Annotated in this window: 23 protein-coding genes; 15 read left to right on the top strand and 8 right to left on the bottom strand. The window is 62.5% G+C overall.

The genetic code is table 11. The annotated features are described in order from the left end of the window. Positions 1-47 precede the first annotated feature (47 nt). Entirely contained in the window at positions 48-1028 is a 981-nt protein-coding gene (tilS, locus tag NCN06_RS10650) for a tRNA lysidine(34) synthetase TilS (protein ID WP_226422828.1), read from the top strand. Here the strand turns inward: tilS and NCN06_RS10655 are convergent. Next, a complete protein-coding gene (locus tag NCN06_RS10655; protein WP_226398907.1) occupies positions 976-1623 on the bottom strand; it encodes a precorrin-8X methylmutase in 648 nt (215 codons plus the stop codon). The two genes, tilS and NCN06_RS10655, sit on opposite strands and share 53 nt — an antisense overlap. 9 nt (positions 1624-1632) lie before the next feature. On the opposite strand from NCN06_RS10655, the gene holA reads away from it, so the two are divergent. Genes holA through NCN06_RS10670 form a run of 3 tightly spaced genes read left to right on the top strand, consistent with a single transcriptional unit; the run spans position 1633 to position 5326 of the window. Continuing rightward, the gene (gene holA / locus NCN06_RS10660) at positions 1633-2598 is read left to right on the top strand and encodes a DNA polymerase III subunit delta (protein WP_250398921.1); all 966 of its coding nucleotides are present in this window, start codon (positions 1633-1635) and stop codon (positions 2596-2598) included. A gap of 47 nt (positions 2599-2645) precedes the next feature. Further along, positions 2646-4451 carry an aspartate kinase gene (locus NCN06_RS10665; protein ID WP_250398929.1) on the top strand — a complete coding sequence of 602 codons (1806 nt, stop codon included), beginning with the start codon at positions 2646-2648 and terminating at the stop codon, positions 4449-4451. 32 nt (positions 4452-4483) lie between these two features. Beyond that, entirely contained in the window at positions 4484-5326 is an 843-nt protein-coding gene (locus tag NCN06_RS10670; protein WP_226398909.1) for a hypothetical protein, read from the top strand. Here the strand turns inward: NCN06_RS10670 and NCN06_RS10675 are convergent. The 3 genes from NCN06_RS10675 to NCN06_RS10685 are packed head-to-tail and all read right to left on the bottom strand — an operon-like array spanning position 5312 to position 9352. Beyond that, on the bottom strand, positions 5312-7369 hold the full coding sequence (locus tag NCN06_RS10675; protein ID WP_250398922.1) for a ribonuclease J: 2058 nt from the start codon (positions 7367-7369) through the stop codon (positions 5312-5314). The two genes, NCN06_RS10670 and NCN06_RS10675, sit on opposite strands and share 15 nt — an antisense overlap. Positions 7370-7421: 52 nt before the next feature. Beyond that, positions 7422-8330, bottom strand: coding sequence for a 4-hydroxy-tetrahydrodipicolinate synthase (dapA, locus tag NCN06_RS10680; protein ID WP_115024766.1), 909 nt, complete (start codon positions 8328-8330; stop codon positions 7422-7424). Beyond that, complete coding sequence (locus NCN06_RS10685; protein ID WP_226422823.1) at positions 8327-9352, bottom strand: aspartate-semialdehyde dehydrogenase; 1026 nt, start codon at positions 9350-9352, stop codon at positions 8327-8329. The genes dapA and NCN06_RS10685 overlap by 4 nt, the downstream gene beginning before the upstream one ends. A 157-nt stretch (positions 9353-9509) precedes the next feature. On the opposite strand from NCN06_RS10685, the gene tig reads away from it, so the two are divergent. The 5 genes from tig (at position 9510) to NCN06_RS10710 (ending at position 15510) form a co-directional block, all read left to right on the top strand. Further along, on the top strand, positions 9510-10862 hold the full coding sequence (gene tig / locus NCN06_RS10690) for a trigger factor (protein ID WP_250398923.1): 1353 nt from the start codon (positions 9510-9512) through the stop codon (positions 10860-10862). Between the two features lie 43 nt (positions 10863-10905). Then, on the top strand, positions 10906-11580 hold the full coding sequence (gene clpP, locus NCN06_RS10695) for an ATP-dependent Clp endopeptidase proteolytic subunit ClpP (protein WP_226398914.1): 675 nt from the start codon (positions 10906-10908) through the stop codon (positions 11578-11580). A 90-nt stretch (positions 11581-11670) separates the two neighbouring features. Next, positions 11671-13020, top strand: a complete 1350-nt coding sequence (clpX, locus tag NCN06_RS10700; protein ID WP_250398924.1) for an ATP-dependent protease ATP-binding subunit ClpX — start codon at positions 11671-11673, stop codon at positions 13018-13020. Between the two features lie 4 nt (positions 13021-13024). After that, entirely contained in the window at positions 13025-13663 is a 639-nt protein-coding gene (locus NCN06_RS10705; protein ID WP_226398916.1) for a lecithin retinol acyltransferase family protein, read from the top strand. Positions 13664-13686: 23 nt separating this feature from the next. Continuing rightward, a complete protein-coding gene (locus NCN06_RS10710; protein WP_250398925.1) occupies positions 13687-15510 on the top strand; it encodes a DNA polymerase III subunit gamma/tau in 1824 nt (607 codons plus the stop codon). Positions 15511-15525: 15 nt separating this feature from the next. Here NCN06_RS10710 and NCN06_RS10715 read toward each other — a convergent pair whose 3' ends face one another. Genes NCN06_RS10715 through NCN06_RS10725 form a run of 3 tightly spaced genes read right to left on the bottom strand, consistent with a single transcriptional unit; the run spans position 15526 to position 19675 of the window. Then, positions 15526-16773, bottom strand: a complete 1248-nt coding sequence (locus NCN06_RS10715; protein ID WP_250398926.1) for an exo-alpha-sialidase — start codon at positions 16771-16773, stop codon at positions 15526-15528. After that, positions 16773-18092, bottom strand: a complete 1320-nt coding sequence (locus NCN06_RS10720) for a glycosyltransferase family 2 protein (RefSeq protein WP_226398919.1) — start codon at positions 18090-18092, stop codon at positions 16773-16775. Before NCN06_RS10720 ends, NCN06_RS10715 begins: the two co-directional genes overlap by 1 nt. Positions 18093-18115: 23 nt before the next feature. Next, positions 18116-19675, bottom strand: a complete 1560-nt coding sequence (locus tag NCN06_RS10725; RefSeq protein WP_250398927.1) for a SpoIID/LytB domain-containing protein — start codon at positions 19673-19675, stop codon at positions 18116-18118. 57 nt (positions 19676-19732) lie between these two features. Here NCN06_RS10725 and rpmI point away from each other — a divergent pair, with 57 nt between their 5' ends. From rpmI to NCN06_RS10740, 3 genes are read left to right on the top strand one after another with little or no spacing between them, the layout of a single operon-like run. Next, complete coding sequence (rpmI, locus tag NCN06_RS10730) at positions 19733-19930, top strand: 50S ribosomal protein L35 (RefSeq protein ID WP_006852081.1); 198 nt, start codon at positions 19733-19735, stop codon at positions 19928-19930. Between the two features lie 56 nt (positions 19931-19986). Next, positions 19987-20334 carry a 50S ribosomal protein L20 gene (rplT, locus tag NCN06_RS10735; protein ID WP_011363098.1) on the top strand — a complete coding sequence of 116 codons (348 nt, stop codon included), beginning with the start codon at positions 19987-19989 and terminating at the stop codon, positions 20332-20334. 9 nt (positions 20335-20343) lie between these two features. Beyond that, positions 20344-20862: a hypothetical protein gene (locus NCN06_RS10740; protein WP_226398921.1), complete on the top strand. Its 519-nt coding sequence runs from the start codon at positions 20344-20346 to the stop codon at positions 20860-20862. A gap of 110 nt (positions 20863-20972) precedes the next feature. Here the strand turns inward: NCN06_RS10740 and NCN06_RS10745 are convergent, their stop codons facing one another. Then, positions 20973-21518: a hypothetical protein gene (locus tag NCN06_RS10745; RefSeq protein ID WP_250398928.1), complete on the bottom strand. Its 546-nt coding sequence runs from the start codon at positions 21516-21518 to the stop codon at positions 20973-20975. Between the two features lie 51 nt (positions 21519-21569). Here NCN06_RS10745 and NCN06_RS10750 point away from each other — a divergent pair, with 51 nt between their 5' ends. The 3 genes from NCN06_RS10750 to NCN06_RS10760 all read left to right on the top strand — a co-directional run bounded on the left by NCN06_RS10750 (position 21570) and on the right by NCN06_RS10760 (position 23924). Further along, on the top strand, positions 21570-22388 hold the full coding sequence (locus NCN06_RS10750) for a thiazole synthase (RefSeq protein ID WP_226422814.1): 819 nt from the start codon (positions 21570-21572) through the stop codon (positions 22386-22388). Between the two features lie 92 nt (positions 22389-22480). Then, positions 22481-22654 (top strand): photosystem II assembly protein Psb34, encoded by a 174-nt coding sequence (gene psb34 / locus NCN06_RS10755; protein ID WP_115094672.1) that lies wholly within the window; start codon positions 22481-22483, stop codon positions 22652-22654. A 73-nt stretch (positions 22655-22727) separates the two neighbouring features. Continuing rightward, on the top strand, positions 22728-23924 hold the full coding sequence (locus tag NCN06_RS10760) for an NAD-dependent epimerase/dehydratase family protein (protein WP_115024753.1): 1197 nt from the start codon (positions 22728-22730) through the stop codon (positions 23922-23924). Position 23925 lies beyond the last annotated feature (1 nt).

Raw genomic sequence — 23925 nt, forward strand, 5'->3', positions numbered from 1 at the left:
CAGCGATGCCCTGATTCTCACACCGTGGGGGAAACGCACCTCTCCCTTTGGGCTGGACGTCCTGGCATGACCGCCTGCACCGGCGCCTGCTGATGCAGCCGCAGCTGCTGCCCCAAGGCAGCTCACTGCTGCTGGCGGTGTCCGGCGGACAAGACTCCATGGCTCTGCTGGCGTTGCTGCAAGATCTGGCGCCCATGCACGGCTGGAGCCTGAGCATTTGGCATGGCGACCACCGCTGGCACGACGGCTCCAGCCAGATCGCCGCGGAGCTCGGGGCCTGGTGCCAACAGCGGGAACTCCTCCTCCAGGTGGACCAGGCAGCGCCAGGACAGGTCCCTAGTGAAGCCAAAGCCCGGCAGTGGCGTTACGAACGGCTGGAACAACGGGCCCGCGAAGCAGGCGCCGATGTGGTGACGGGCCACACCGCCAGCGATCGGGCCGAAACGATGCTGATGCAACTGGCCCGCGGCAGCGACCTCGCCGGTCTGGCGGCACTGCCCAGCGTCCGCCCCCTGAGCTCGGAGGGTCCCCACCTGCGTAGGCCGCTGCTGCACCTGCAACGCCACGACACCCTGCAGATCTGCCAAGACCTGGCCCTGCCCATCTGGGACGACCCGAGCAACCAATCCGCTGATTTCGCCCGCAACCGGATCCGTCAGGAGGTGCTGCCCGTGCTCGAGGAACTGCATCCGGGCTGCAGTCTGCGGATGAGCGATCTGGCCGAACGGGTGTCCCAGGTGCGGGACAGTCAGACAGAACTCAGCCGGATGGCCCTGGAGCTTCTGCAAACCCCAGCCGGACTGGACCGCCGCGGCCTGGGGGCGTTGAACCCAGCCACCCGCCGCCTGCTGCTGGCGCAATGGCTGCAGCAGCAGGGGGTGCCACCACTTCCGGCCCCTCAACTGGACGAGCTCAGTCGGCGACTGGACAAGGGTGCCCCCGGCGGTTCAGCCGATCTTCTCGGGGGCTGGCAACTCAGCTGGAAGGGGGCGGAGCTGATGCTGCTGCAGCGCGAAGCAGGGCATTGACCGCCGCCGCCACCAGACCCGCGCCCCCACGACTGCCCTCCAAACGAATCTGAGCCAGGCCGCTGGCCGCCAGATGCCTCTTGCTTTCCGCCACCCCCACGAAGCCCACCGGCATGCCGATCACCAGGCTGGGGGCCTGGGCCCCGGCGGCCACCCGCTGCAACAGCACCTCCAGCGCTGTCGGTGCACTGCCGATCAGCACCACTGGAGTGGGTGACGCCACCGCGAGCGTCGTCCAGGCCTGCTCCATGCCAGCGGCCGTGCGCGTCGAACCCTGCGGTGCCAGCTCTGGAGCCCACTCCAGCACCGTGTGCACCGCGCTGCCGAGGGTGCGTTGGGCCATCGGGGCCACCGCTGCCGCTGCCATCGCGGTATCCGTCAGGATCGGCGCCCCCTGCCGCAGCGCCTCCACCCCCTGCTCACAGGCCCCCTCGCTGAATTGCAGCAGGGGCCCCAGGGAAAGATCACCACTGCTGTGCACCAGCCGTTCCAGCACCTGCTGTTGCAGCGGAGGCAAGCCCGTGTCGCCCAGAGCCGCCTGGATCCGCCGGATGCTTTCAGTGAAGATCGGGTGGTCCTGGGCCATCCACGCCATCATCAACCCATGCCGATCCATCTGCTCTGGGGTGATGACGCCGCCGCGCGGGACCGGGCCATCGAGGCTCTGATCGGCCAGGTGGTCGACCCCAGCTGGAGCAGCCTCAACCTCAGCCGCCTGGATGGGGCAGACGCTGGTCAAGCCCTGCAGGCCCTCGAGGAGGCCCGCACACCTCCCTTCGCCACGGGCGAACGGCTGGTGCTGCTGCAGCGCAGTCCGTTCTGCAACGGCTGTCCCAGTGAGCTGGCCGACCGGTTTGAAGCCGCCCTTGAGCTCATCCCCGACACCAGCCACCTGGTGCTGGTGAACCCTGCCAAACCGGATGGTCGCCTGCGAACCACCAAAACCCTGCAGAAGCGAATCAAAACCGGTCTCGCTCAGGAACAGAGCTTCCCGCTGCCAGCCGCCTGGGATGGCAATGGTCAGCGCCAATTAGTGCAACGCACTGCCGAGGCCCTTGGCCTGCAGGTCGACCCAGATGCCATCGATGCCCTGGTGGAGGCCATCGGCACCGACAGCGCCCGACTCGAATCAGAACTGCGCAAGCTTTCCCTGCGCGGCACCACCATTTCCGCTGCGCGGGTTCAGGAGCTGGTGGGGGGTCGCTCCACCAATGCTCTGGCCGTGGGCGATGCTCTGCTGGAGGGCAACCCCGGCGAAGCCATTGCCCGCTGGGATGCCCTCATCGAAGCCGGGGAACCAGCTCTGCGCATTGTGGCCACCCTCACCGGTCAGATCCGGGGTTGGCTCTGGGTGAGCCTGCTGGAACAGCAGGGGGAAAGAGATGTGGCAGTGATTGCGAAAGCCGCCGGGATCGGCAACCCCAAACGCATCTATGTGATGCGCAAGCAGCTGCAGGGTCGACCGGCCAAACGCTTCCTCTCCCTGCTCGGGCGCCTGCTGGAGGTGGAGGCACGGCTGAAACGCGGCGCCCAGCCTGGCGATGCCTTCCGCGACGGACTGCTGAGCTGATCGCTGCCCGCCAGGTGAGAAAATCCAGCGTTGCTGAAGCCCAGACCATGGCCCTCCTGGTGCAGAAATTCGGGGGCACTTCCGTCGGCAGCGTGGAACGCATCAAGACGGTGGCCGATCGCATCGGACGCTGCCGTGAGGAGGGGCACGACGTGGTCGTGGTGGTCTCCGCCATGGGCCACACCACCGACGAACTGACGGGTCTGGCCAACGCCATCACCTCAACCCCCACCCAGCGGGAGATGGACATGCTGCTGGCCAGTGGTGAGCAGGTGTCGATCGCCTTGCTGGCCATGGCCCTAAACGCCCAAGGGGTCAGTGCAACGTCGATGACCGGCCCGCAGGTGGGCATCGCCACGGAATCCACCCACGGCCGGGCCAGGATTCTCGGGATTCGCACCGACCGAATCCGCAACCGCCTCGCTGCTGGCCAGGTGGTGGTGGTCGCCGGGTTCCAGGGCACCAGCACCAGCAGTGATGGCCTCAACGAAATCACCACACTCGGACGCGGGGGCTCCGACACCTCCGCAGTGGCCCTGGCGGCAGCCCTGGGTGCCGATGCCTGTGAGATCTACACCGACGTTCCGGGTGTTCTCAGCACCGACCCGCGCAAAGTGCCGGATGCCCAGTTGATGGACACGATCAGCTGCGACGAAATGCTGGAACTCGCGAGCCTTGGGGCCTCCGTGCTGCATCCCAGAGCAGTTGAGATCGCCCGCAACTACGGCGTGAATCTTGTGGTGCGATCCAGTTGGAGCGATGCCGCAGGCACCCGGCTCACCAGCCGACCAGCCCGTCCGATCAGCACCAACGGCATTGAGCTCGGCAGTCCCGTGGATGGGATGGAGGAAGTGGACGGACAGGCCGTGCTCGCCCTCTCCCATATCCCCGATCAGCCCGGCATTGCCGCACGACTGTTCGAAACCCTCTCCGACGGGGGAATCAATGTGGACCTGATCATTCAGGCCACCCATGAGGGCAGCAGCAATGACATCACCTTCACGGTGGCCGAAGCGGATCTCGAGCTGGCCCGCGGCATAAGCCAGAAAGTTCTGGATCAACTGGGCGGCGATCTGGCAGCAGAAGGAGGGCTGACGAAGCTCAGCATCAGCGGGGCCGGGATCATGGGGCGACCAGGCATAGCCGCCAACCTGTTCAACTGCCTGTGTCAACAAGGCATCAACCTCCGACTGATCGCCACCAGTGAAGTGAAGGTGAGCTGCGTGATCGAATCCAGTGCCGGCAGCAAAGCTGTTCAAGCGGTGCGGGACGCCTTCGACCTTGAGGAATCGCAAATCCGCATCAATCCCACCAACAACGGCCGTGGAGAACCGGAAGTGCGCGGCGTCGCCCTCGACCGCGACCAGGTGCAACTGAGTGTTCGCCACGTGCCCGATCGACCCGGCACCGCAGCGTCGCTGTGTTCAGCCCTGGCCGACAACAGCATCAGCCTGGATGCCATCGTTCAATCGGAACGACAACACAGCGACGGATCACGAGACATCACCTTCATCCTGCGCAAGGACGACCGCGCCCGTGCCGATGTAGCCCTAGCCCCCCTGCTGGCCCAGTGGCCGGGTGCCGCCCTGGAAGACGGCGAGGCCATTGCACGGGTGAGTGCCGTCGGTGCTGGGATGCCGGCAACGCCAGGAACAGCGGGGCGCATGTTCCGTGCTCTGGCGGATGCAGGCATCAACATCGGCCTAATCGCCACCAGTGAAATCAGAACCAGCTGCGTGGTGGCAGAAGAGGCTGGCGTCGAGGCCCTCCAAGTGGTGCACGCCGGGTTCGGACTGGGTGGTGATGAACGTCACTCCGCCCAAGGCACCCCATCACCTCACGACGCCAGCTGAAGGTCTACAACTGGGATACCGGAACCCCAAGCGTGGACGCCGATTTCGAGCAGCACTATCAAGCCGCGGAACGGGCCTACGGCCTCGGGGAGTACACCGAGGCTCATGCCCTCGCCTCGGCGTTGTGGGATCAACTCCAAAGCGCATCAGACGAGCAAGACCAAAGCCTCGTCTTGGGATGGCGGGCTGTGGTGGCGTTGCTCCTGGGGCACATCCAGCTGCATGGACTCCAGCAACCGGAGCAAGCCGCCCTCTTTTACCAACGGGTGCTGGACAGTGAACCGGAGGCCACCCTTGCGGCCCTGGCGGAACAAGGGCTAGAGCTCTGCCGATCGCAGAACACCGTCATCAGCGCAGCAACAACGACACCTGCAACCGATGTCGTCCTCCCAGACCTGCTGAAGGATCCCTTCCTAACAACGGATGCCGATCAAGCCAGGCCAGCACAGCCCCATGTGGTCACGGCGTTGCCGTGGTTGCCCAGTGACGAGGAACCCCGGCCCACGCCCACTGCGGCTGGCACTCCCTCTCCGGATCCGGCACCAACCTCAGCGCCTGCGGTCGCCCTGGAACCGGAGATCACAACCGAGCCAACGGAGCAGCGACCGAGCGACGAGATCGAGCCCACAACCCCAGAGCCAACGGTGACCCTGGAACCAGAGATCACAACCGAGCCAGCGGATCAGCCACCGAGCGACGGGATCGAAGTCGAGGTCGAACCAACACCCCAGGAGCCTGCAGCCAAGGATCTCCTGGAGCAATCGTGGCTCCGCAGACAACTTCAACCTGCAATCAAAAGCCCCACCGACTCCACTGAGCCGATGGGGCTGATGAACAGGATCAAAGGGGCCTTCGCCCGCTCAGCTGGCCGCTGAACGACGACGACGGGTGCGCCCTGCAGGCATCTCCGCTTCGACCGGCTGTTGCACAGCAGCAGCAGCTTTCTCGACAACCGGTTGGGGAGTCACTTTCTCGACCACAGCGGTTGCTGTTGCTGCCGCCGCACGGACGGGGGCCGGCGTTGGTGAGCCAGAACGGCCGTTGCCATTGCCCTGATTGGTGCGCACAGGAGCGGGTGTTCCACCACCACCGTTACGACGGCCATAGGGGGAACCACCTCCACGACCACCGCGACCGCGCGGCGCCGGACGATCATCGGGCTCAGCATCGGCGCGACCCTTGTAAACGGGCGTGCCACCAGGAGCTGGCTGCACCAGGCACAGGATCAGTGGCTCCACCTGCAGTTCACGGCGCATCCGCCGGCCGAGGCCCACCTCCACCTCACGCTGCACACCCATCCAATCCACTTCCGGTGCCTTCTCACCGGTGTTGCGGCAGAGCTGCTTCCAGCGATTTTCGAGCACCCAGGTGACTTCCCGCTCGGTCCACAAGGACATCTTGCGGGCATCCGCCGTGGTGACCACACCCCGCAGGTTCACCCGCGGCGGAGCCACCATGGCGCCATCGGTGCTGATCGCCGCCAGGATCGTCACCACGCCGTCTTCCGCCAACTGTTGGCGCTCCTTCAGAACACGGGCGTCAACGATGCCGTTGCGGGATTGATCCAGCAGCTCAATGCCTGCCTTCACAGCATTGCCCTTGCGGAGCGAATCCGGAGTGAGCTCCACCACGTCACCGTTGTCGATGATCAAGGTGTTGTCGACCGGAACCCCCATGGAGTGGCCGGTTTTGGAGTGCTGCACAAGCATCCGGTGCTCACCGTGCACCGGCACGAAGAACTTGGGCCGGGTGAGGGCCAGCATCAATTTCTGGTCTTCCTGGAAGCCATGGCCGGAGACATGAATGCCCTCGCCTTTCCCGTACACGACCTTGGCGCCCAGCATCATCAGCTTGTCGATCGTGTTGACCACGGAAATCGTGTTCCCGGGGATCGGGCTGGCTGAGAAAATGATCGTGTCGGTGGTCTTCACCCTCACCTGGGGATGTTCACCGCGGGAGATGCGGCTCAGGGCTGCCAGTGGCTCGCCCTGACTACCGGTCATCAGCAACAGCGTTTCACGATCGGGCACATCATTGATCTGCTTGATCGGCACAAACAGCTCATCCGGCGCACGCATGTAGCCCAGTTCCCGGGCTTTGGCGATCACATTGAGCATGGAGCGGCCCAGAAGGCCCACCTTGCGGCCGTTCTTCAGGGCCAACTCCAGAATCATCGACACCCGATGGATCGAGCTGGCGAAGGTGGTCACGATGACCCGACCCTCGGCATTGGCGATGTGGCGGTCCAAGTTGGGGAACACGGAGCGCTCAGGAGGGCAAAAGCCAGGAACTTCCGAGTTGGTGGAATCACTGAACAGACACAAGACCCCCTTTTCACCGTGGTGGGCGAGCCGTGCCATGTCGAAGTTTTCACCATCGACCGGGGTGTGGTCGAACTTGAAATCACCCGTGAAGATCACGGTTCCGACCGGTGTGGAAATGGCCAGCGTGAAGCTGTCGGCCATCGAGTGGGTGTTGCGGATGAACTCCACCGAGAAGTGCTGACCCACCTTCACCACATCGCGCGGACCGACGGTCTGCAGGGTGGTGCGGTCTCTTACCCCCGCTTCGTCCATCTTCCCGGTCAGCATCGAGAGGGCCAGCCGCGGCCCATAGATCACCGGAATGTTGAAGTGCTTGAGGTGGTGAGCAATGCCACCGATGTGGTCTTCATGACCATGGGTGACGATCATGCCGCGGATCCGCTTCTGGTTCTCGCGCAGGAAGCTGGTGTCGGGCAGCACCACATTCACCCCGTGCATACCATCGCTGGGGAAAGCCAGACCTGCATCCACCAGCATCAGGTCATCGCCGTACTCGAACACACAGGTGTTCTTGCCGATCTCATGCAGTCCACCCAGGGGGATCACCCGAAGACAAGGCTCCTGCCCCTTGCTGGATCGCGCGTTGTTGGCCATAGAAAAAGAGTTGAAGAAGAACGGATTGCGTAAGCCGATAAGCCGGACCGGGCTAGGTCTGACGAAGGGCGGCCATGGCGATGGAGAGGGAACGTTTCATGTCGTCAGAGAGGGGGCACAAAGGTGGACGGGGAGCACCGACAGACCAGCCATTGAGTTCGAGAGCAGCCTTAACGGGAATCGGATTGGTGGTGGCGAACAGGGCCTTAAACAGAGGAATAAGAGCGTCGTGCAGGGCGAGTGCGGAGGCACCGTCGCCATTCAGATAGGACTCGATCATGGCGCGTATCTCGGGGCCCGCCACATGGCTGCCCACACTCACCACACCAACAGCACCCACGGCGAGCATGGGCAAGGTGAGGCCGTCATCGCCGCTGTAGATCGCCAACTGCGGACCGCAGGCCAGGCGCAGCGCCGTGACCTCTTCGGTGGTACCGCTGGCGGCCTTGAAACTCACCACATTGGGGCAGTCCATCAGCCGCGCCACCGTGGCCGGAGCGATGCTGCAGCCGGTGCGGCCGGGGATGTTGTAGAGCATCAAAGGCAACTCAGGAGCCGCCTTAGCGATGGCACGGAAATGGGCCTCTAGGCCCTCTTGGGGAGGCTTGTTGTAGTAGGGCACAACCACGAGAGCACCATCGGCGCCGGCTGCCGCTGCTTGCTGGGTGGCCTCTATTGCCTCCGCTGTGGAGTTGCTGCCGGTGCCCGCCAACACCTTGGCGTCGTTGCCGACGGCGTCGCGAACGGCCTGCAGCAGTTGCAACTGCTCTTGCCAGCTGAGGGTCGGGGACTCGCCGGTGGTGCCACACACCAACAATCCATCGGAACCCTGCTCCACGAGATGGCGTGCCAACTGACCCGCCAAGGTCAGATCCACAGCACCGCTGGCATCAAAGGGGGTCACCATGGCGGTGACAACACGACCGAAGGGTGTTGGGGAGAGGGTGGCGGTACGTGTCATGACTTCTGGATCAACAGTTCAGCGATCTGAACGGCGTTGAGCGCCGCTCCCTTGCGGATTTGATCACCGCACAACCAGAGCTCCAGTGCGTTTGCATCACTGATGTCCTGACGGATCCGGCCGATCGCCACCGGATCGCGACCGGTGACGTCTGTCGGCATGGGGAAGCGGTTCGCCGCCGGGTCGTTAATCAACTCAACACCAGGGGCAGCGGCCAGGAGCTCACGTGCCTCCTCAACAGGGAAAGGAGACTCGAACTCAATATTCACTGCTTCGGAATGGGCCCGCAGCACAGGCACCCGCACACAGGTCGCGGTGAAACGCAGATCCGGCAGACCCATGATCTTGCGGGTCTCGTTGACCATCTTCATCTCCTCCTCGCAGTAGCTGTTCGCCTGGAGCGGTGAGTTATGCAGAAAGAGATTGAAGGCCAGGGAGTAAGGCAGCACTTCACCCTTGGGGGTTCCCCCGTCCAACACGGTCTGGGACAAATTTTTCAGCTCCTCCATCGCCCTGGCGCCGGCGCCACTGGCGGACTGATACGTGCTCACGACAACCCTGCGCAGCGCTCGCTTCGCGGCCAGAGGGGCCAAGGCCAAGGTGAGCAGGATCGTGGTGCAATTCGGATTGGCGATCACCCCCTTGTGGGCGAAGGCCGCATCGGGATTGACCTCCGGCACCACCAGGGGAACCCCCTGCTCCATGCGAAAGGCGCTGGAGTTGTCGACCATCACCGCACCTGCAGCCGTGATCGCATCACGCCACTGCTTTGAAACGGAGCCACCGGCGGAGGCGAGCACCAAGTCAACCCCTTCGAACGACTGAGCCGACACCTCTTCCACCGTGAGAACACGGCCATTCCAGGCTTGGGTCTGACCGGCAGAGCGGGCCGACGCCAGCAGCTTCAGCTCGCCAACAGGGAAACGGCGTTCTTCAAGCAGCAGCAGCAGTTCCTGGCCAACAGCACCGCTGGCACCAAGAACAGCAACATTGAGAGGACGGTTGGGAAGGGTCGAAGACAAGCGGTGGAGTGAACGATCTGAACGAAAACCCGTCGACTTTCGGAACCGACATCACTACGTAGAGAACGTGATGCCGATGGTGCGACGGGCTCAGCTTACCGATCCAGGCCCAGTTCAACCGTTGCATACAGTGCTTGGCTGCCCTTTCCCTTCCCCCATGAGCGCTGCAGCCCTGAAGGTGACCACCGAAGCCCGCCCAAGCAGCCGTCTGGCGGTGACGGTCACCGTTCCTGGGGAGCGCTGCAAAACGAGTTACGAAGACGCGATCACCAGTCTCAGCCGCAGCATCAACCTGCCGGGCTTCCGTAAGGGCAAGGTGCCGCGCACGGTGCTGGTTCAGCAGCTGGGAGGTGTGCGAATCAAAGCCACAGCGTTGGAACAGCTGATTGATGGCGCCTGGCGGGACGCCATTCAGCAGGAATCCCTGGAGCCGATCAGCCAGCCCGATCTGAGCAGTGGCTTCGATGGGCTGCTGGAAAGCTTTGAGCCCGGCAAGGAACTCACCTTCACCCTGGAAGCCGACGTCGCTCCGACGCCGAAACTGAAGAGCACCAAGGGGCTGAAGGCGGAATTCGAAACCGTCGCCTACGACGCCTCCCGAGTCGACGAGATGATCGAGGACTCCCGCAAGCAAATGGCCACGGTCGTTCCCGTGGAAGATCGTGCCGCGCAGAACGGTGACATCGCGGTGCTTGGGTTCAAAGGGACCTACAGCGATGACGGCAGCGAAATCGAGGGGGGCAGTGCCAATTCCATGGATGTCGACCTGGAAAACGGCCGGATGATCCCGGGCTTCATCGAGGGGGTCATCGGCATGAAAGTCGGCGACAACAAAACCGTGGATTGCCAATTCCCCGAGGACTATCCGAAGGAGGACGCGCGCGGACGCAAGGCCGCCTTCGAGATCGAGCTCAAGGACCTCAAGACCCGCGAACTGCCCGACCTGGATGACGCCTTCGCCAAGCAGGCCAGCGAGCAGGAAACCCTGGCAGATCTGCGCAAAGATCTCGAGCAGCGGCTCAAGGACGACGCCGAACGGCGCCAGACCAGCAACCGCCGCGATGCGCTCGTCGCCGCATTGGTCGAGCAGCTCGAAGTGGACTTGCCCGAAGCCCTGATTCAGCAGGAGAGCCGCAACCTGCTGGAGCAAACGGCAGCCCAGTTCGCCCAGCAGGGCATGGATGTGAAGTCTCTGTTCACGCCCGATCTTGTGCGCAACCTGATGCAGAACTCCCGGCCGGAGGCCGAGGAACGGCTGCGCCGCAGTTTTGCCCTCACCGCCCTGGCTGAAGCGGAGGAGATCAAGCTCGACGACAAGGACGTTGACGCCAAGATCAAAGAGGTGAAAAAAGAACTCTCCGACGAGGCCAAAATCGATCCGGAACGCCTGCGGCAGGCCGTGATGGATGACCTGATGCAGGACCGTCTGATGGGTTGGCTCGAGGAGAACAGCACGCTCACCGAAAAGGCCCCCACCAAAACCAAGTCCAAGGCGGACGCCAAGGACTGAGCAACGCCCATAGATTGAGCCAACTTCACCGCACACCGATCGCGTGATCGACGCCCGCAGTCACCACCCCGTCCAGAACCGCTGGCGGGCCGCCATGCCCGTCTCGGCACCGGGGCCTCTACCCACGGTTGTGGAACAGTCCGGTCGCGGCGACCGTGCCTTTGACATCTATTCCCGGCTCTTGCGGGAGCGAATCATCTTCCTCGGCACCGGTGTGGATGACGCCGTCGCCGATGCTCTAGTGGCCCAAATGCTGTTCCTCGAGGCTGAGGACCCAGAGAAGGACATTCAGATCTACATCAACTCGCCGGGCGGCTCAGTCACAGCAGGACTGGCGATCTACGACACGATGCAGCAGGTGGCCCCGGACGTGGTGACCATCTGCTACGGCCTTGCCGCCAGCATGGGAGCGTTTCTGCTTTCCGGAGGCACCAAAGGCAAGCGTCTCGCCTTGCCCAATGCCCGGATCATGATCCACCAACCTCTCGGAGGCGCCCAGGGTCAGGCGGTGGACATTGAGATTCAAGCGAAGGAAATTCTGTATCTGAAGGAGACCTTGAACGGACTTATGGCCGACCACACCGGCCAGCCCCTCGACAAGATCTCAGAAGACACCGACCGCGACTACTTCCTTTCTCCAGCAGAAGCGGTTGAATACGGCCTGATCGATCGCGTGGTGGACAGTTCCGGGGACGGAGGAATCATTACGGAGAGCTGACAGAAGCCCTTCCGTTCTCGATCCTGTGTGTTCAGGGAGACGCCCTCGGTTGATTCCTGTGTTGTTCTCCTTTGTGGTGCCCAGCGTTCGATGGCCAAGTTCGACGCCCATCTGAAGTGCTCTTTCTGCGGGAAATCCCAGGATCAGGTGCGCAAGTTGATCGCCGGACCCGGCGTCTACATCTGCGATGAATGCATCGATCTCTGCAACGAGATCTTGGATGAGGAGCTTGTGGATGGCCAGGGCAATCCACGCCACAGCCAAGAGCAGAACCGCAAGGCCGCACCGGCCGCGCGCAAGAGCAGTAAACCTGCCCCAACGCTGGCCTCCATCCCCCGGCCTCAGGACATAAAGAGCTTCCTGGATGAACAGGTGGTCGGCCAGGAAGCCGCCAAGAAGGTGATGTCGGTGGCGGTTTACAACCACTACAAGCGTCTGGCCTGGCAAGGCGATGGCAACGGCGAAACCGAGGAAACCGCAACCCGCCTTCACAAGAGCAACATCCTGCTGATCGGACCCACCGGCTGCGGCAAGACGCTGTTGGCCCAGACCCTGGCCGAAATGCTGGATGTGCCCTTCGCCGTGGCCGATGCCACCACCCTCACCGAAGCGGGCTATGTGGGTGAGGACGTGGAAAACATCCTGCTGCGGCTACTGCAGAAGGCCGACATGGATGTGGACCAGGCCCAGCGGGGCATCATCTACATCGATGAGATCGACAAAATCGCCCGCAAGAGCGAGAACCCCTCGATCACTCGGGATGTCTCCGGCGAAGGTGTTCAACAGGCCCTGTTGAAAATGCTGGAGGGCACCGTGGCCAACGTGCCGCCCCAGGGTGGCCGCAAGCACCCCTACCAGGACTGCATCCAGATCGACACCAGCCAGATCCTGTTCATCTGCGGCGGTGCCTTCGTCGGCCTCGAGGACGTGGTGCAGAAACGGATGGGCCGCAATGCCATTGGCTTCATGCCCAGCGATGGCCGCGGACGCAGTCGGGCCAATCGCGACCTGCAAGCCGCCCATGTGCTGCGTCACCTGGAGCCGGATGATCTGGTGCGCTATGGCTTGATCCCAGAATTCATCGGCCGAATGCCGGTGAGTGCCGTGCTCGAACCCCTGGACGAAAGCGCCTTGCAATCCATCCTGACCGAGCCCCGCGATGCCCTGGTGAAGCAGTTCCGCACCCTGCTGAGCATGGACAACGTGCAACTCCAGTTCGCCGATGACGCCATCGAGGCAATCGCCCAAGAGGCCCACCGGCGCAAGACCGGCGCCCGCGCTCTGCGCGGCATCGTCGAAGAGCTGATGCTCGATTTGATGTACGACCTCCCCTCCCAGACATCCGTGAAGGAATTCACCGTGACCCGGGCGATGGTGGAAGAACACACCGGCGGCAAGGTGCTCCCCCTGCCTGGCACGGAACAACAGAAGACCGCCTAAGCCCTTGGCTGCCGCTGACCACCTGGAGGTGCCGCGTCAGCACGGCCTGTTCAACCATCACGGCATCGACCTCGGTGACGGAACCGTCGCCCACTACCTGGAGGGGCGTGAAATCCTGCGAAGCCCCTTGGAGGAGTTCAGTCGAGGCCAACCAATGCGGGTGATTAGCCATCCCGGTGCTTCACCGGTGGGGGTAACCCTGCGCCGGGCCATGGGGCGCCTGGGTGAACAGGATTACAACCTGCTGTTCAACAACTGCGAGCACTTCGCCACCTGGTGCAAAACCGGGCGCCATCGCAGCGGCCAGGTGGACTCGGTGCTGGAGCGAGGACGTCACTGGAGCGGTCTGATGTCTTCCGCCCTGATGCGTGGGCTGGAACTCCTGGTGCAACGGGGCCTGCTCGATGACGATGCCCGCACGATGGCCAGGCGGGGTGTGGAGAAACTGGAACGCCTGCGCCTGTCGCTGCTGGGCAAATTGGAGGGCCTCCTGGAACGGGCAGGAGATGGAACGGACCGCCGGCTGCTGCTTACGGGTCAAAGCCTTGCGGATGAGCTGGCGGCCGTGGAAGACCTCAAACAACGAATTGATGCCCTGTTGGAACAGCGCCCCGCGCTGCCAGGCTCCGAATCCTCTGAGTAATCTCCTTTTAACGCTCGCGGCGCATGAGTTCTGCCTACCAGCCGCTGCATCACAAATACCGGCCCCAACGCTTTGATCAGCTGGTGGGTCAGGAGGCGATCGCCGCCACCCTGGGCCACGCCCTTACCAGCAATCGGATTGCCCCGGCCTACCTGTTCAGTGGCCCCCGCGGCACCGGCAAAACCTCCAGCGCCCGCATCCTGGCCCGCTCGCTCAATTGCCTGAACAGCGACGGGCCAACTCCCGAACCCTGCGGAACCTGCGAGCTGTGCAAAACGATTGCCGCCGGCACAGCCCTGGATGTGATCGAGATCGACGCCGCCTCCAACACCGGTGTTGACAACATCCGTGAACTGATCGAACGCTCCCGTTTCGCACCGGTGCAGGCCCGCTGGAAGGTGTACGTGGTGGACGAGTGCCACATGCTCTCCACCGCAGCCTTCAACGCCCTGCTGAAAACCCTCGAGGAACCACCTCCACAGGTGGTGTTCGTGCTCGCCACCACCGATCCGCAACGAGTGCTGCCAACGATCCTCAGCCGCTGCCAACGCTTTGATTTCCGGCGCATCCCGCTCGATGCCCTCAACAAACATCTGAGCTGGATCGCCGAACAGGAAGCGATCGACATCCAACCCGAAGCCATTCACGTGGTGGCCCAGCGGTCCCAAGGAGGGCTTCGGGATGCCGAAAGCCTTCTGGACCAACTGAGTCTGCTGCCGCCACCCATCGAAGCCGCTGCGGTGTGGGATCTACTGGGCGCGGTTCCCGAACAGGAACTGCTGGAGCTGGTGGGGGCCATGAGCAGCGCCGAACCGGTGCAACTGCTGGAGGCGACCCGCAACCTGCTGGACCGGGGCCGAGATCCTGGGGCCGTGCTGCAAGGTCTGGCCGGGATGCTGCGGGATCTGGTGCTGATGGCTGCCGCTCCCGATCGGCTGGAGCTCACCAGCGTTTCGCCCCAGTTCCGCGATCAGCTACCCGCCCTCGCGAAGACCATGGGCAGAGCCCGCTTGCTGCAATGGCAAGCCCAACTGCGGGGCACCGAGCAACAACTGCGCCAAAGCGTGCAGCCTCGGCTTTGGCTGGAAGTGCTGTTGCTGGGGTTGCTGGCGGAACCGGTGGCTGCTCAGCCCATAACCGCAGCCCCGCCCCAAACACAACCAGCGACGACACCACCAATCGCTGTGACTCCGTTCGCAGCTCCTGTGCCAGCTCCCGCCGCCGCACCAACCCCAACCGAGGCACCTACCGCCAGTCCAAAACCGGCACCTGCGGCATCACCGGAACTGCCAACGGTCTCCAACCCTGCGCCATCGCCCAGCACCAACCTGCCCGAACTGTGGCAACAGATCCTGGGCAGCCTCGAACTGCCCTCCACACGGATGTTGCTCTCGCAGCAAGCGCAACTGGTGCGACTGGATCCCAACCGCGCAGTTGTGCAGGTGGCTGGCAACTGGATGGGGATGGTGCAGAGCCGGGCGTCACTGCTGGAACAGGCGGTGGCCACAGCTCTCGGTGGCTCGAGGCAGCTGATCCTGGAAGCCAGCAACAGCGCCATGCCACCGCCGATCACAACACCGCCGATCACAACACCGCCGATCGCAACACCAGCAGCAGCAGCAGCAGTCGAGCCTCCAGCACCAACACAACCACCTGCTGCAACATCAGCTCCGGCGGTTGCACCAGAACTGCCGCGCACGCAGTCCGAGCCGGTTGAAGCAAAGCCGGCACCTGCTCCAACTGAAACCAACCCTCAACCCAGCCCACCTTCTGGCCTGGATCGTCAGGCCCGCAATCTGGCGGACTTCTTCAATGGTCAGGTTCTCGACGTTGATGAAATCAACTGACGTTCTCAACTCACATCAGAACGAGCCAAAAGGTATGGCCTCGGGGTTGTAGCCAATCACCTCAAGTTCCCGCAGACTCAAGTAGCGAATGGCCTGGCGACCTGCCCAGGAATAGGCCACATGCAGCTCCCCTGCCCTTCCCTCAATCAGAGTTGGGTAAGCGAGTTGTCCATTAAGGTCCCAATTCTGCTGACCACAGAAGCCGAATCCAGTATCGATATCGCGGATCCATGGCCAATGAAGGCCATCATCATCACTGATGGCGATCGACAACGGCCAGCGGGTGCGCGGCCAGCGGGCCTCTCCCCACTCCAGCTGCTTATCTGACGAAGCCGGATCCGGCGCGAAGCCAAAGCGATTAAAAATCATCGCCAATCGCCCACTCGCCAAGCGACAGGCCTGGATGGAGCTGTTGTTGTTGGGCAGAAGTGTGGGCTCCGGCGCCGACCAGGTGAGCCCGTCGTCGGTACTCACACTGCGGTAGATCTGATCCGCAAGGCGACTGCGAAAAAACTGGAGCAATTCCTTTCCATCAAACGACGCAACCACTGAGCCATGCACCCTGCCGGTGCTGTCTGGAATGCCGACCGGCTGGTCCAGACAGTGACCTGACGGATCCAAACGCAGCATCTCGCTGTGGTCATGACCAAAGGCCCCTCCCGCTTCCAGACTGCGGTAGATCGGCAACAACCAATGGCCGTTCTCCAAGGGATGGGGGGGATTGCGGCAGAAAGCGGGATCGTTAAAGAGGTCAACGGGAGACGACCATGCCTCGGCCGACCAGGTCTCAAGGTCATAAAGGTCAAACCCTTCCAGCGAAAGCCGCTGATGCCGAAGGACGGCCGTCCACTGCATGGAAAAGCTGCTGGATGCCTCGAGAGCGGATCGATCCGCTGGATCGCGAACCAACTGGGCGGAATGAATCAGATGCAGACACCCGTCGGAGACGAACAGCAAGGGGTTCTGCTCCGACCTCTCCACATCCCTGGAAATCCGCTGCGGTTCCGACCAACGTCCGCCTTCAGCGCCCAAAAGGGAAAGAAACACCGACATCCCTGCGGTTCCCTCCCCGCTGCCTGCCATCCAGACACAGCCCAGCAGATCAGGACGGATCCAACACAGCTGTGGCGCATGGTTTTGTTCGCCCATCGGCTCCAACAGCGCCCAGGCACCCAGTTCAAAAGGTGTGATGAGAACCTGGCCCCAAGCCAAATCCTCAAAGCGATCTTCGGCCTGATCGAAGGACGAAAAAGGGGGCACCATCATGCCTGTACCGGATGGTCATGGCCGTGGCTGGTTTTGGCCCAAACCAAACGTTTGGGGAGCAGCGACATCCGCAACGTCACCCAGGGAATCACCACAAACCAGTGGCCCAGGTAGGCAATGGCCACCAGGAGATTCACCGGGCCCGCGGTTGGAATCGCCGGCCCCGCGCTCCCACTGCGACAACCACGCCAAAACGCCAGACCCGAAACGCTGAACGCCACCAACGACAAGGGCCAGTACACCGGAACGCTTCTGGTGATCAAACCCGCGCACAGGTCAGCGAACGACACCACCGGCAGGGCGTATTGGAGCAGGAAAAACGCCGTCAGGTCCCAGCGCTGGCGAACACTGAGCTGGGCCGACGTCAGCACCGGCCAGTAATCGAAGAAACGCTGCAATCCTCCTTCCGCCCAGCGTTGCCGTTGCTTCCACAAGGCCTGGAGACCGGGTACTGCCTCTTCCTGAACCGGGGGGTCCCACAGAAGTCCTACCAAGGCCCCATGGGTCAACAGGCGGAAGCTGAGATCAAGGTCATCGGTCACGGTGTCTTCGTTGAAACCGCCGCTGGCCTCCAGCACCGAACGCTTGATCAGCTGTCCGTTCCCCCGCAGCTCTGCCACACCTCCATTGGCCAGACGCCCCGACTGGATCACCGCATCCAGGGCCATCTCCATCGCCTGGGATCGGGTCAGCCAGTTGCGATCTGCATCAATCACGGCCTTGCGCAGCTGCACCGCTGACCAGCCACCATCGAGCGCGTAGGGCACAAGGCGCTCGAGCAGGTCCTCCTGCAATTGGGCATCAGCATCAAGCACCAGCAGCCAATCGCCACTCAGGCGATCCAAGGCGGTGTTGAGAGCACCCGACTTGCCACCACCGGCATTGCGCTGGCGATGGATGACATTGAGTCCCGGGTGCTCGGCAGCCAGGTTGTCCAGCAACTCAGGCGTGCGATCCACACTGCCGTCGTCGATCACCCAGGTGGTGAGTTGCCCTGATGGATAGCGCAGCGATGTGAGGCGTTCCACCAAACGCTGCACCACAGATTCTTCGTCCCGGGCGGCCACCACCACATCCAGGCTGGGAAGCTGCCCCGGATCCATTTCCGGGACGGCATCCGCTGCACCACGTGTCAGCTGCCCACGCATCACGGAACGCAAGCCATACCCACCAAGCATCAGAGCAAGACTGATGGCAGGCCAGAGCGAGCGGGCTGGGTCAAGCCAATGGGGAGCTGCACCAGCGCATCCACAAGCGAACAGGAACGCGGCCGACTTCACCCGTCGGTGATCACCAGAGGTGGCGTTCGAGCTCATCCAGCTGCCCAGGTGGCAGGACTTTAAGGGGACTGCACAACTGTTGAGAGCGGGCCGTAGACAGTCCCTGGGTAGTAATGGCGCAGGATCCGCTCCACAGACCAGCCCCGCCAGGCCAGATCGATCGCTCCCGCCTGCGACAAACCGGCCCCATGGCCGAAGCCACCGCCCAGCACCAGCCAGCGTTCAGCCCCCTGAGGCTCCAGCACAAACAGGGTGCTGGGAAGTGTCCGGAGGGTGCGACGGATGGCATCCAACCTGAGGGTGACCGGTGAGGCATCGCCGCTGCCGGAAATCTGCAACGCCAGCACACGGCCGCTGGCACCCCGCTCCAGAACCTGCAGCTGCAAGGGAGAAGCCAGCGGTTCTGCCGCTGCTCCGAGGGCCTGGCGCAGGCTCTGACCAGAGAGGGTTCGGGTCCAGCGGAAGCGGGGGTGCTGCTGGCCATAGGCCCCGGAGCGATCCGCCAGCAACGCCTGCACCGCCTGGCGCTGCTGTAGCGGCAAGGGATGACGACTGCTCCAGCCCTCATCCCCATCCGGTTTCGGACGCAGGTAGGTGGTGGGCTGCATCGCCCAGGCTTCCGGGCCGGCGGCCATGATCCCGCCATTGGTGGCGTGATAAACCGCACTGATCGGTTGGTTATTCAGGCTGAGCAACTTTCCCTGGGTGGCCGCAATTGCTTCGCGCACAGCAGCTCCCGCATGGCGGGGATCGCTATAAACCTGGCACTGGGTGTCACTGCAGAGGTGATAGCCATCGATGCTGAAGCGATGGCTATTCGCCAAGGCCCAGGTGCGCGCCAAAACGGTCTGGGCCTGCAACGCCGCCATCGGTGAACCGGCACCGATCTCATGGGGAACCACCCCCTCCAGATAACGCTCCACCGGCACTTGCTCCACCAGGGACCAACTGCCGTAGGCATCCCGTTGCAAGCGGAAGGGACCCTGAAAGCGTCCACCTGCCCAGAACAGTCCATCGGACGCCTCAATCGAAACAGGACCCTGCAACGTGCGTCCCCCCTCCGGCATTTGCAATACCGGTTCGACGGTGCTGGTGAGCGTGCCTTGCCAATCGCGCACAGCGAGACCCTCTGGAACCGGGGCCCCTTCTGGCGCCCAGACCTCCCATTCCCCGGGATGGGCGACCTCCGCTTCAACTCCCAAAGCACGCCAACGGGAGGCGACACGATCCGCCGATTCAAAGCTGGCGTAGGGGCCTGCAATCCGGCGGGCCAACGGAAACGGAGTGCCCAAGGGCACGCTTCGCCAGGTGATCGCAAAATCCGATCCGCTGCGTTGCTCCCCCGTTGCATCCCGAAGGGTGAGCGATCCTGAGAAGGCACGGAGATTCAGCGGCGCCGCTATTGCAGCGGTACCCAGATGGTCCTCCAACGCCACCCAGAGCACCGGTTCAGGGCCCTCAATCGGCGGTGGGTCAGCGATGGAGCGGTGGGTGGGGAGCTGAATCGGTTCAACGGCAGCAGGCTCGACCGCGGCGGGTGACTGAGTTGCAACGTCTTCACGGGCCTTGCAGCCCAGACCCATGCAAAGAAGCAATGTGAGCGTCAGGAACCGAATCATTCCGCGGGGGGCACGTCGGGACGTATTGTTGTCGTTTGTGCCCGAACGAGCAGACCAATGCCCAAGCTGAAGACCCGCAAAGCTGCCGCGAAGCGGTTCAAAGCAACCGGCACTGGCAAATTTCTGCGTCGTCGCGCTTTCCGGAACCACCTGCTGGACCACAAAACCCCTAAGCAGAAGCGTCATCTGGCCACCAAGGCTGTGGTGGATCGCACCGATGAAGAGCGCGTGACTCTGATGATGCCCTACGCCTGAGCACAGCTGCTCAGACGAGACCGTTCAACAAGACCTGATCCAACCCTTCCAACCTCATGGCCCGCGTCAAGAGAGGCAACGTCGCCCGTAAACGCCGCAACAAGATTCTGCGGCTGGCCCGTGGCTTCCGTGGTGGCAACGGAACTCTGTTCCGCACAGCAAACCAGCGGGTGATGAAAGCCCTCTGCAATGCCTATCGCGATCGTCGTCGTCGCAAGCGCGACTTCCGTCGCCTCTGGATTGCCCGTATCAACGCAGCCGCTCGGTTGAATGGCGTGAGCTACAGCCGACTGATGGGCGGACTCAAGAAGGCGGATGTGCGCCTGAACCGCAAGATGCTGGCTCAGCTAGCGGTCGTTGACCCCGGCAGCTTCACCAACGTGGTGGCTGCAGCCAAGAGCTGATCTCCAACTGTGAACCTGCTGCCCCAGACCTACCTGCTGGGCCTGGTCGGCCTGCTTGCCATCGTTGCGGTGGTGGTGGGCCGACAATTTTTTCGTGTGCGACGTGACGAAGCACGACTGATCGAACTCGAAAAATCTGACACGGCCTCATCTCGGCAGGCATCGGATCTTTATGAGCTCGGATCCGTGCAACTGCGCAAACGGCTTTACCCCCAAGCTGCGGCCACCCTCAAGCAGGCACTGAAACGCCTGAGTGGTGAACCCGAAGAGGCTCGCGCACTGATTGAAAATGCTCTTGGCTTTGCTCTGGCTGCGCAAAAGGACTATTCCGGTGCCACCAAGCACTACAAGCTGGCGCTGAAGGCCAAAAATGACTATCCCGTTGCCCTCAACAACCTGGCCTTTGCCCAGGAAAAGTTGTTGAAAGACGCTGAGGCGATCTCGCTTTATGAGCAGACACTCAGAATCGAACCTGAGAACGCCACAGCGAAGAAAGGGATGAAGAAACTCAAGCGTCGGATGAACTGAACAGTGATGGAATCACCTTGATGACATCACCACGGTGTCATCACCGCAGTTTCATCACCGCAGTTTCATCACCGCAGTTTCATCACCGCAGTTTCATCACCGCGATGTGATTACCAAAGAGGCTGAACGGGAATCTCGTCTTGGCAGCTGCTGGTCATCGCAAGACGACCTCCAACCCCGGTGCTGGGGTTGGCCACATTCACCAGGCGAGGAGCCTGCCAACCGGTAGGACTGAAACCTTGCAGGCCGAGGAAGACACCTCCGGGCTCGAGGCCAGCGATTAAGGGATCCGCCAAGGGAATGAGATCAAGCTGATCCGACTTGGCGTGGAAGTTGCCCTGAACCGGTGTGGTGACGGAACCAAAGGTCATCGTTCCCCGTATATCAACCATCTGGCCCAACGCCGTCAGTTGGGTGATGTCCAAGGTGACATCAACGGTGGAATTGCCATCAAAGGGTTCAAACGTGCCGCACCACTGGCGGGGCAACGATGCAGCCAGATCGACAGCACGTGCCACCGGATCGAAGCTCTCCACGTCTCTCTCATCGATTTCCAGAGGAACCGCAAGCTGAATCGGATCCAGAGGCAGCTGAGGATTGGTCTCAAACGGCACCTGGCTGCCAACCGGGAGATCCATGGCAAGCAGGAACGGCATGGAAGACGATGGATGATGAGGGCACGGTAGGCCCTTTTGCTCACGCGCGTCATGGATTTGCCCTCCCCCACATGCGACCCCCTCACCATTGGCGGGCGTCAGTTCAATAGCCGTCTGTTCACGGGCACCGGCAAATATCCATCAATGGCCTTGATGAAGCAGAGCATCGAGCGATCCGGCTGCGACATGGTCACGGTGGCTGTTCGACGGGTCCAGGCTGTGGCCGCAGGCCATGAGGGCCTGATGGAAGCCATCGATTGGAACCGAATCTGGATGCTGCCCAACACCGCGGGCTGCACCGATGCGGAGGAAGCGGTGCGTGTCGCCAGGCTTGGACGGGAACTGGCCAAGCTGGCGGGGCAAGACGAGAACACCTTCGTCAAGCTGGAGGTCATTCCCGACACCCGGCATCTTCTGCCTGATCCGATCGGCACCTTGCAAGCCGCAGAACGCCTGGTGAAGGAAGGCTTCACGGTGCTGCCTTACATCAATGCGGATCCCTTGCTGGCCAAACGCCTGGAGGAGGTCGGATGCGCCACGGTGATGCCCCTGGGCTCTCCGATCGGCTCGGGCCAGGGCCTCAACAACGCCGCAAACATCGGATTGATCATCGAAAACGCCTGTGTTCCAGTGGTGGTTGACGCAGGCATTGGCGTGCCCAGCGAAGCGGCGCAGGCCCTGGAGATGGGAGCCGATGCCGTCCTGGTCAACAGCGCTATCGCCATGGCCGGCGACCCCCCAGCGATGGCCGAGGCCATGGGTCAGGCAGTGCTCGCGGGGCGGACCGCCCATCGCTCCGGACGCTTGCCGCGGCGGGACCAGGCCTCCGCCAGCTCACCGACCACAGGCATCGTGCAGTCGGCACCATGAGATGAAGAGACGTGAATTGAGGTGAAGCCTGCTTCACAAAGCCAGGTAATAAGCAATTGGACTCATAAGGTCCGACCAGTCACATCAGACCCATGTCGGTCACCACGGAAGACGGCGGTCGTCTCAATGCATTCGCCAAGGAGCCACGCATGGAGGTGATGGATGTTGCCACCAGCCAGAGCCGCAACCGCAGCTCGATGATGATGCTGGTGACCGGTGGATTGCTCGTGGCCGGCATGGTGGCAGTGACCGTCGCCATCAGCTGAGACGGTCCACGCTGAAATCCCTGTAGTAGCTTGCCAGGACTGAGCGTCACGCTCGTTCCAGAAGGAGTTTGGGGTGAAAGTTCTCGTTCTCGGCGGTGACGGCTTCTGCGGCTGGCCCTGTGCGGTGAACCTGGCGGATCAGGGCCACGAGGTTCTGATCGTCGACAACCTCAGCCGTCGCAAGATCGATATCGACCTTGAAGTTGAGTCGCTGACGCCAATCGTGAGCATCGGTGAGCGCCTTAAAGCCTGGGAAGAAACCGGCGGCAAGCCGATGCGCTTTGTCCACATGGACATCGCCCATGAGTACCAACGCCTGCTGGATCTACTACTGGAAGAACGACCAGATTCTGTGGTCCACTTCGCGGAACAGCGGGCCGCGCCTTACTCCATGAAGAGCAGCGCCACCAAGCGCTACACCGTTGATAACAACGTCAACGGCACCCATAACCTGCTGGCCGCCATCGTTGAAAGCGGTCAAGAAATTCATGTGGTGCACCTCGGCACCATGGGCGTCTATGGCTATGGCTCCCACCGCGGCGCCACCATCCCTGAGGGCTACCTGAAGGTGGAAGTGCCCCAGCCCGATGGCAGCCGCTTCGAGGAGGAGATCCTCCACCCGGCAAGCCCCGGCAGCGTCTATCACATGACCAAGACGCTCGATCAGCTGCTTTTCCTCTACTACAACAAAAACGACAAGGTCCGCATCACCGACCTGCACCAGGGCATTGTCTGGGGAACCAACACCGACGCCACCGACCGCGACCCGCGGCTGACCAATCGCTTCGATTACGACGGTGACTACGGCACCGTGCTGAACCGCTTCCTGATGCAAGCCGCCATCGGCTATCCGCTCACCGTTCATGGCACTGGAGGCCAGACGCGCGCTTTCATCCACATCCGCGATTCCGTGCGCTGCGTCCAGCTGGCGCTGGAGAACCCTCCTGAAGATGGCGAGCGGGTGAAGATCTTCAACCAGATGACCGAAAGCCATCAGGTGGGCGAATTGGCCAAAAAGGTGGCTGCTCTCACTGGTGCTCAGGTGAACAACCTGCCGAACCCCCGCAACGAGGCTGTAGAGAACGATCTGATCGTTGACAACCGCTGTTTCATCGAGCTGGGCCTCAACCCCACCACCCTCGACGACGGTTTGCTGAAGGAAGTAGTGGAGATCGCAACCCGCTACGCCGACCGTTGCGACCGCAACCGCATCCTCTGCACATCCGCCTGGACCAAAACTCAAGCCCAGGCCATCGGCTCCGCATCCTGAA

The organism is Synechococcus sp. MU1648 (assembly GCF_023630615.1).
GTDB lineage: Bacteria > Cyanobacteriota > Cyanobacteriia > PCC-6307 > Cyanobiaceae > Parasynechococcus.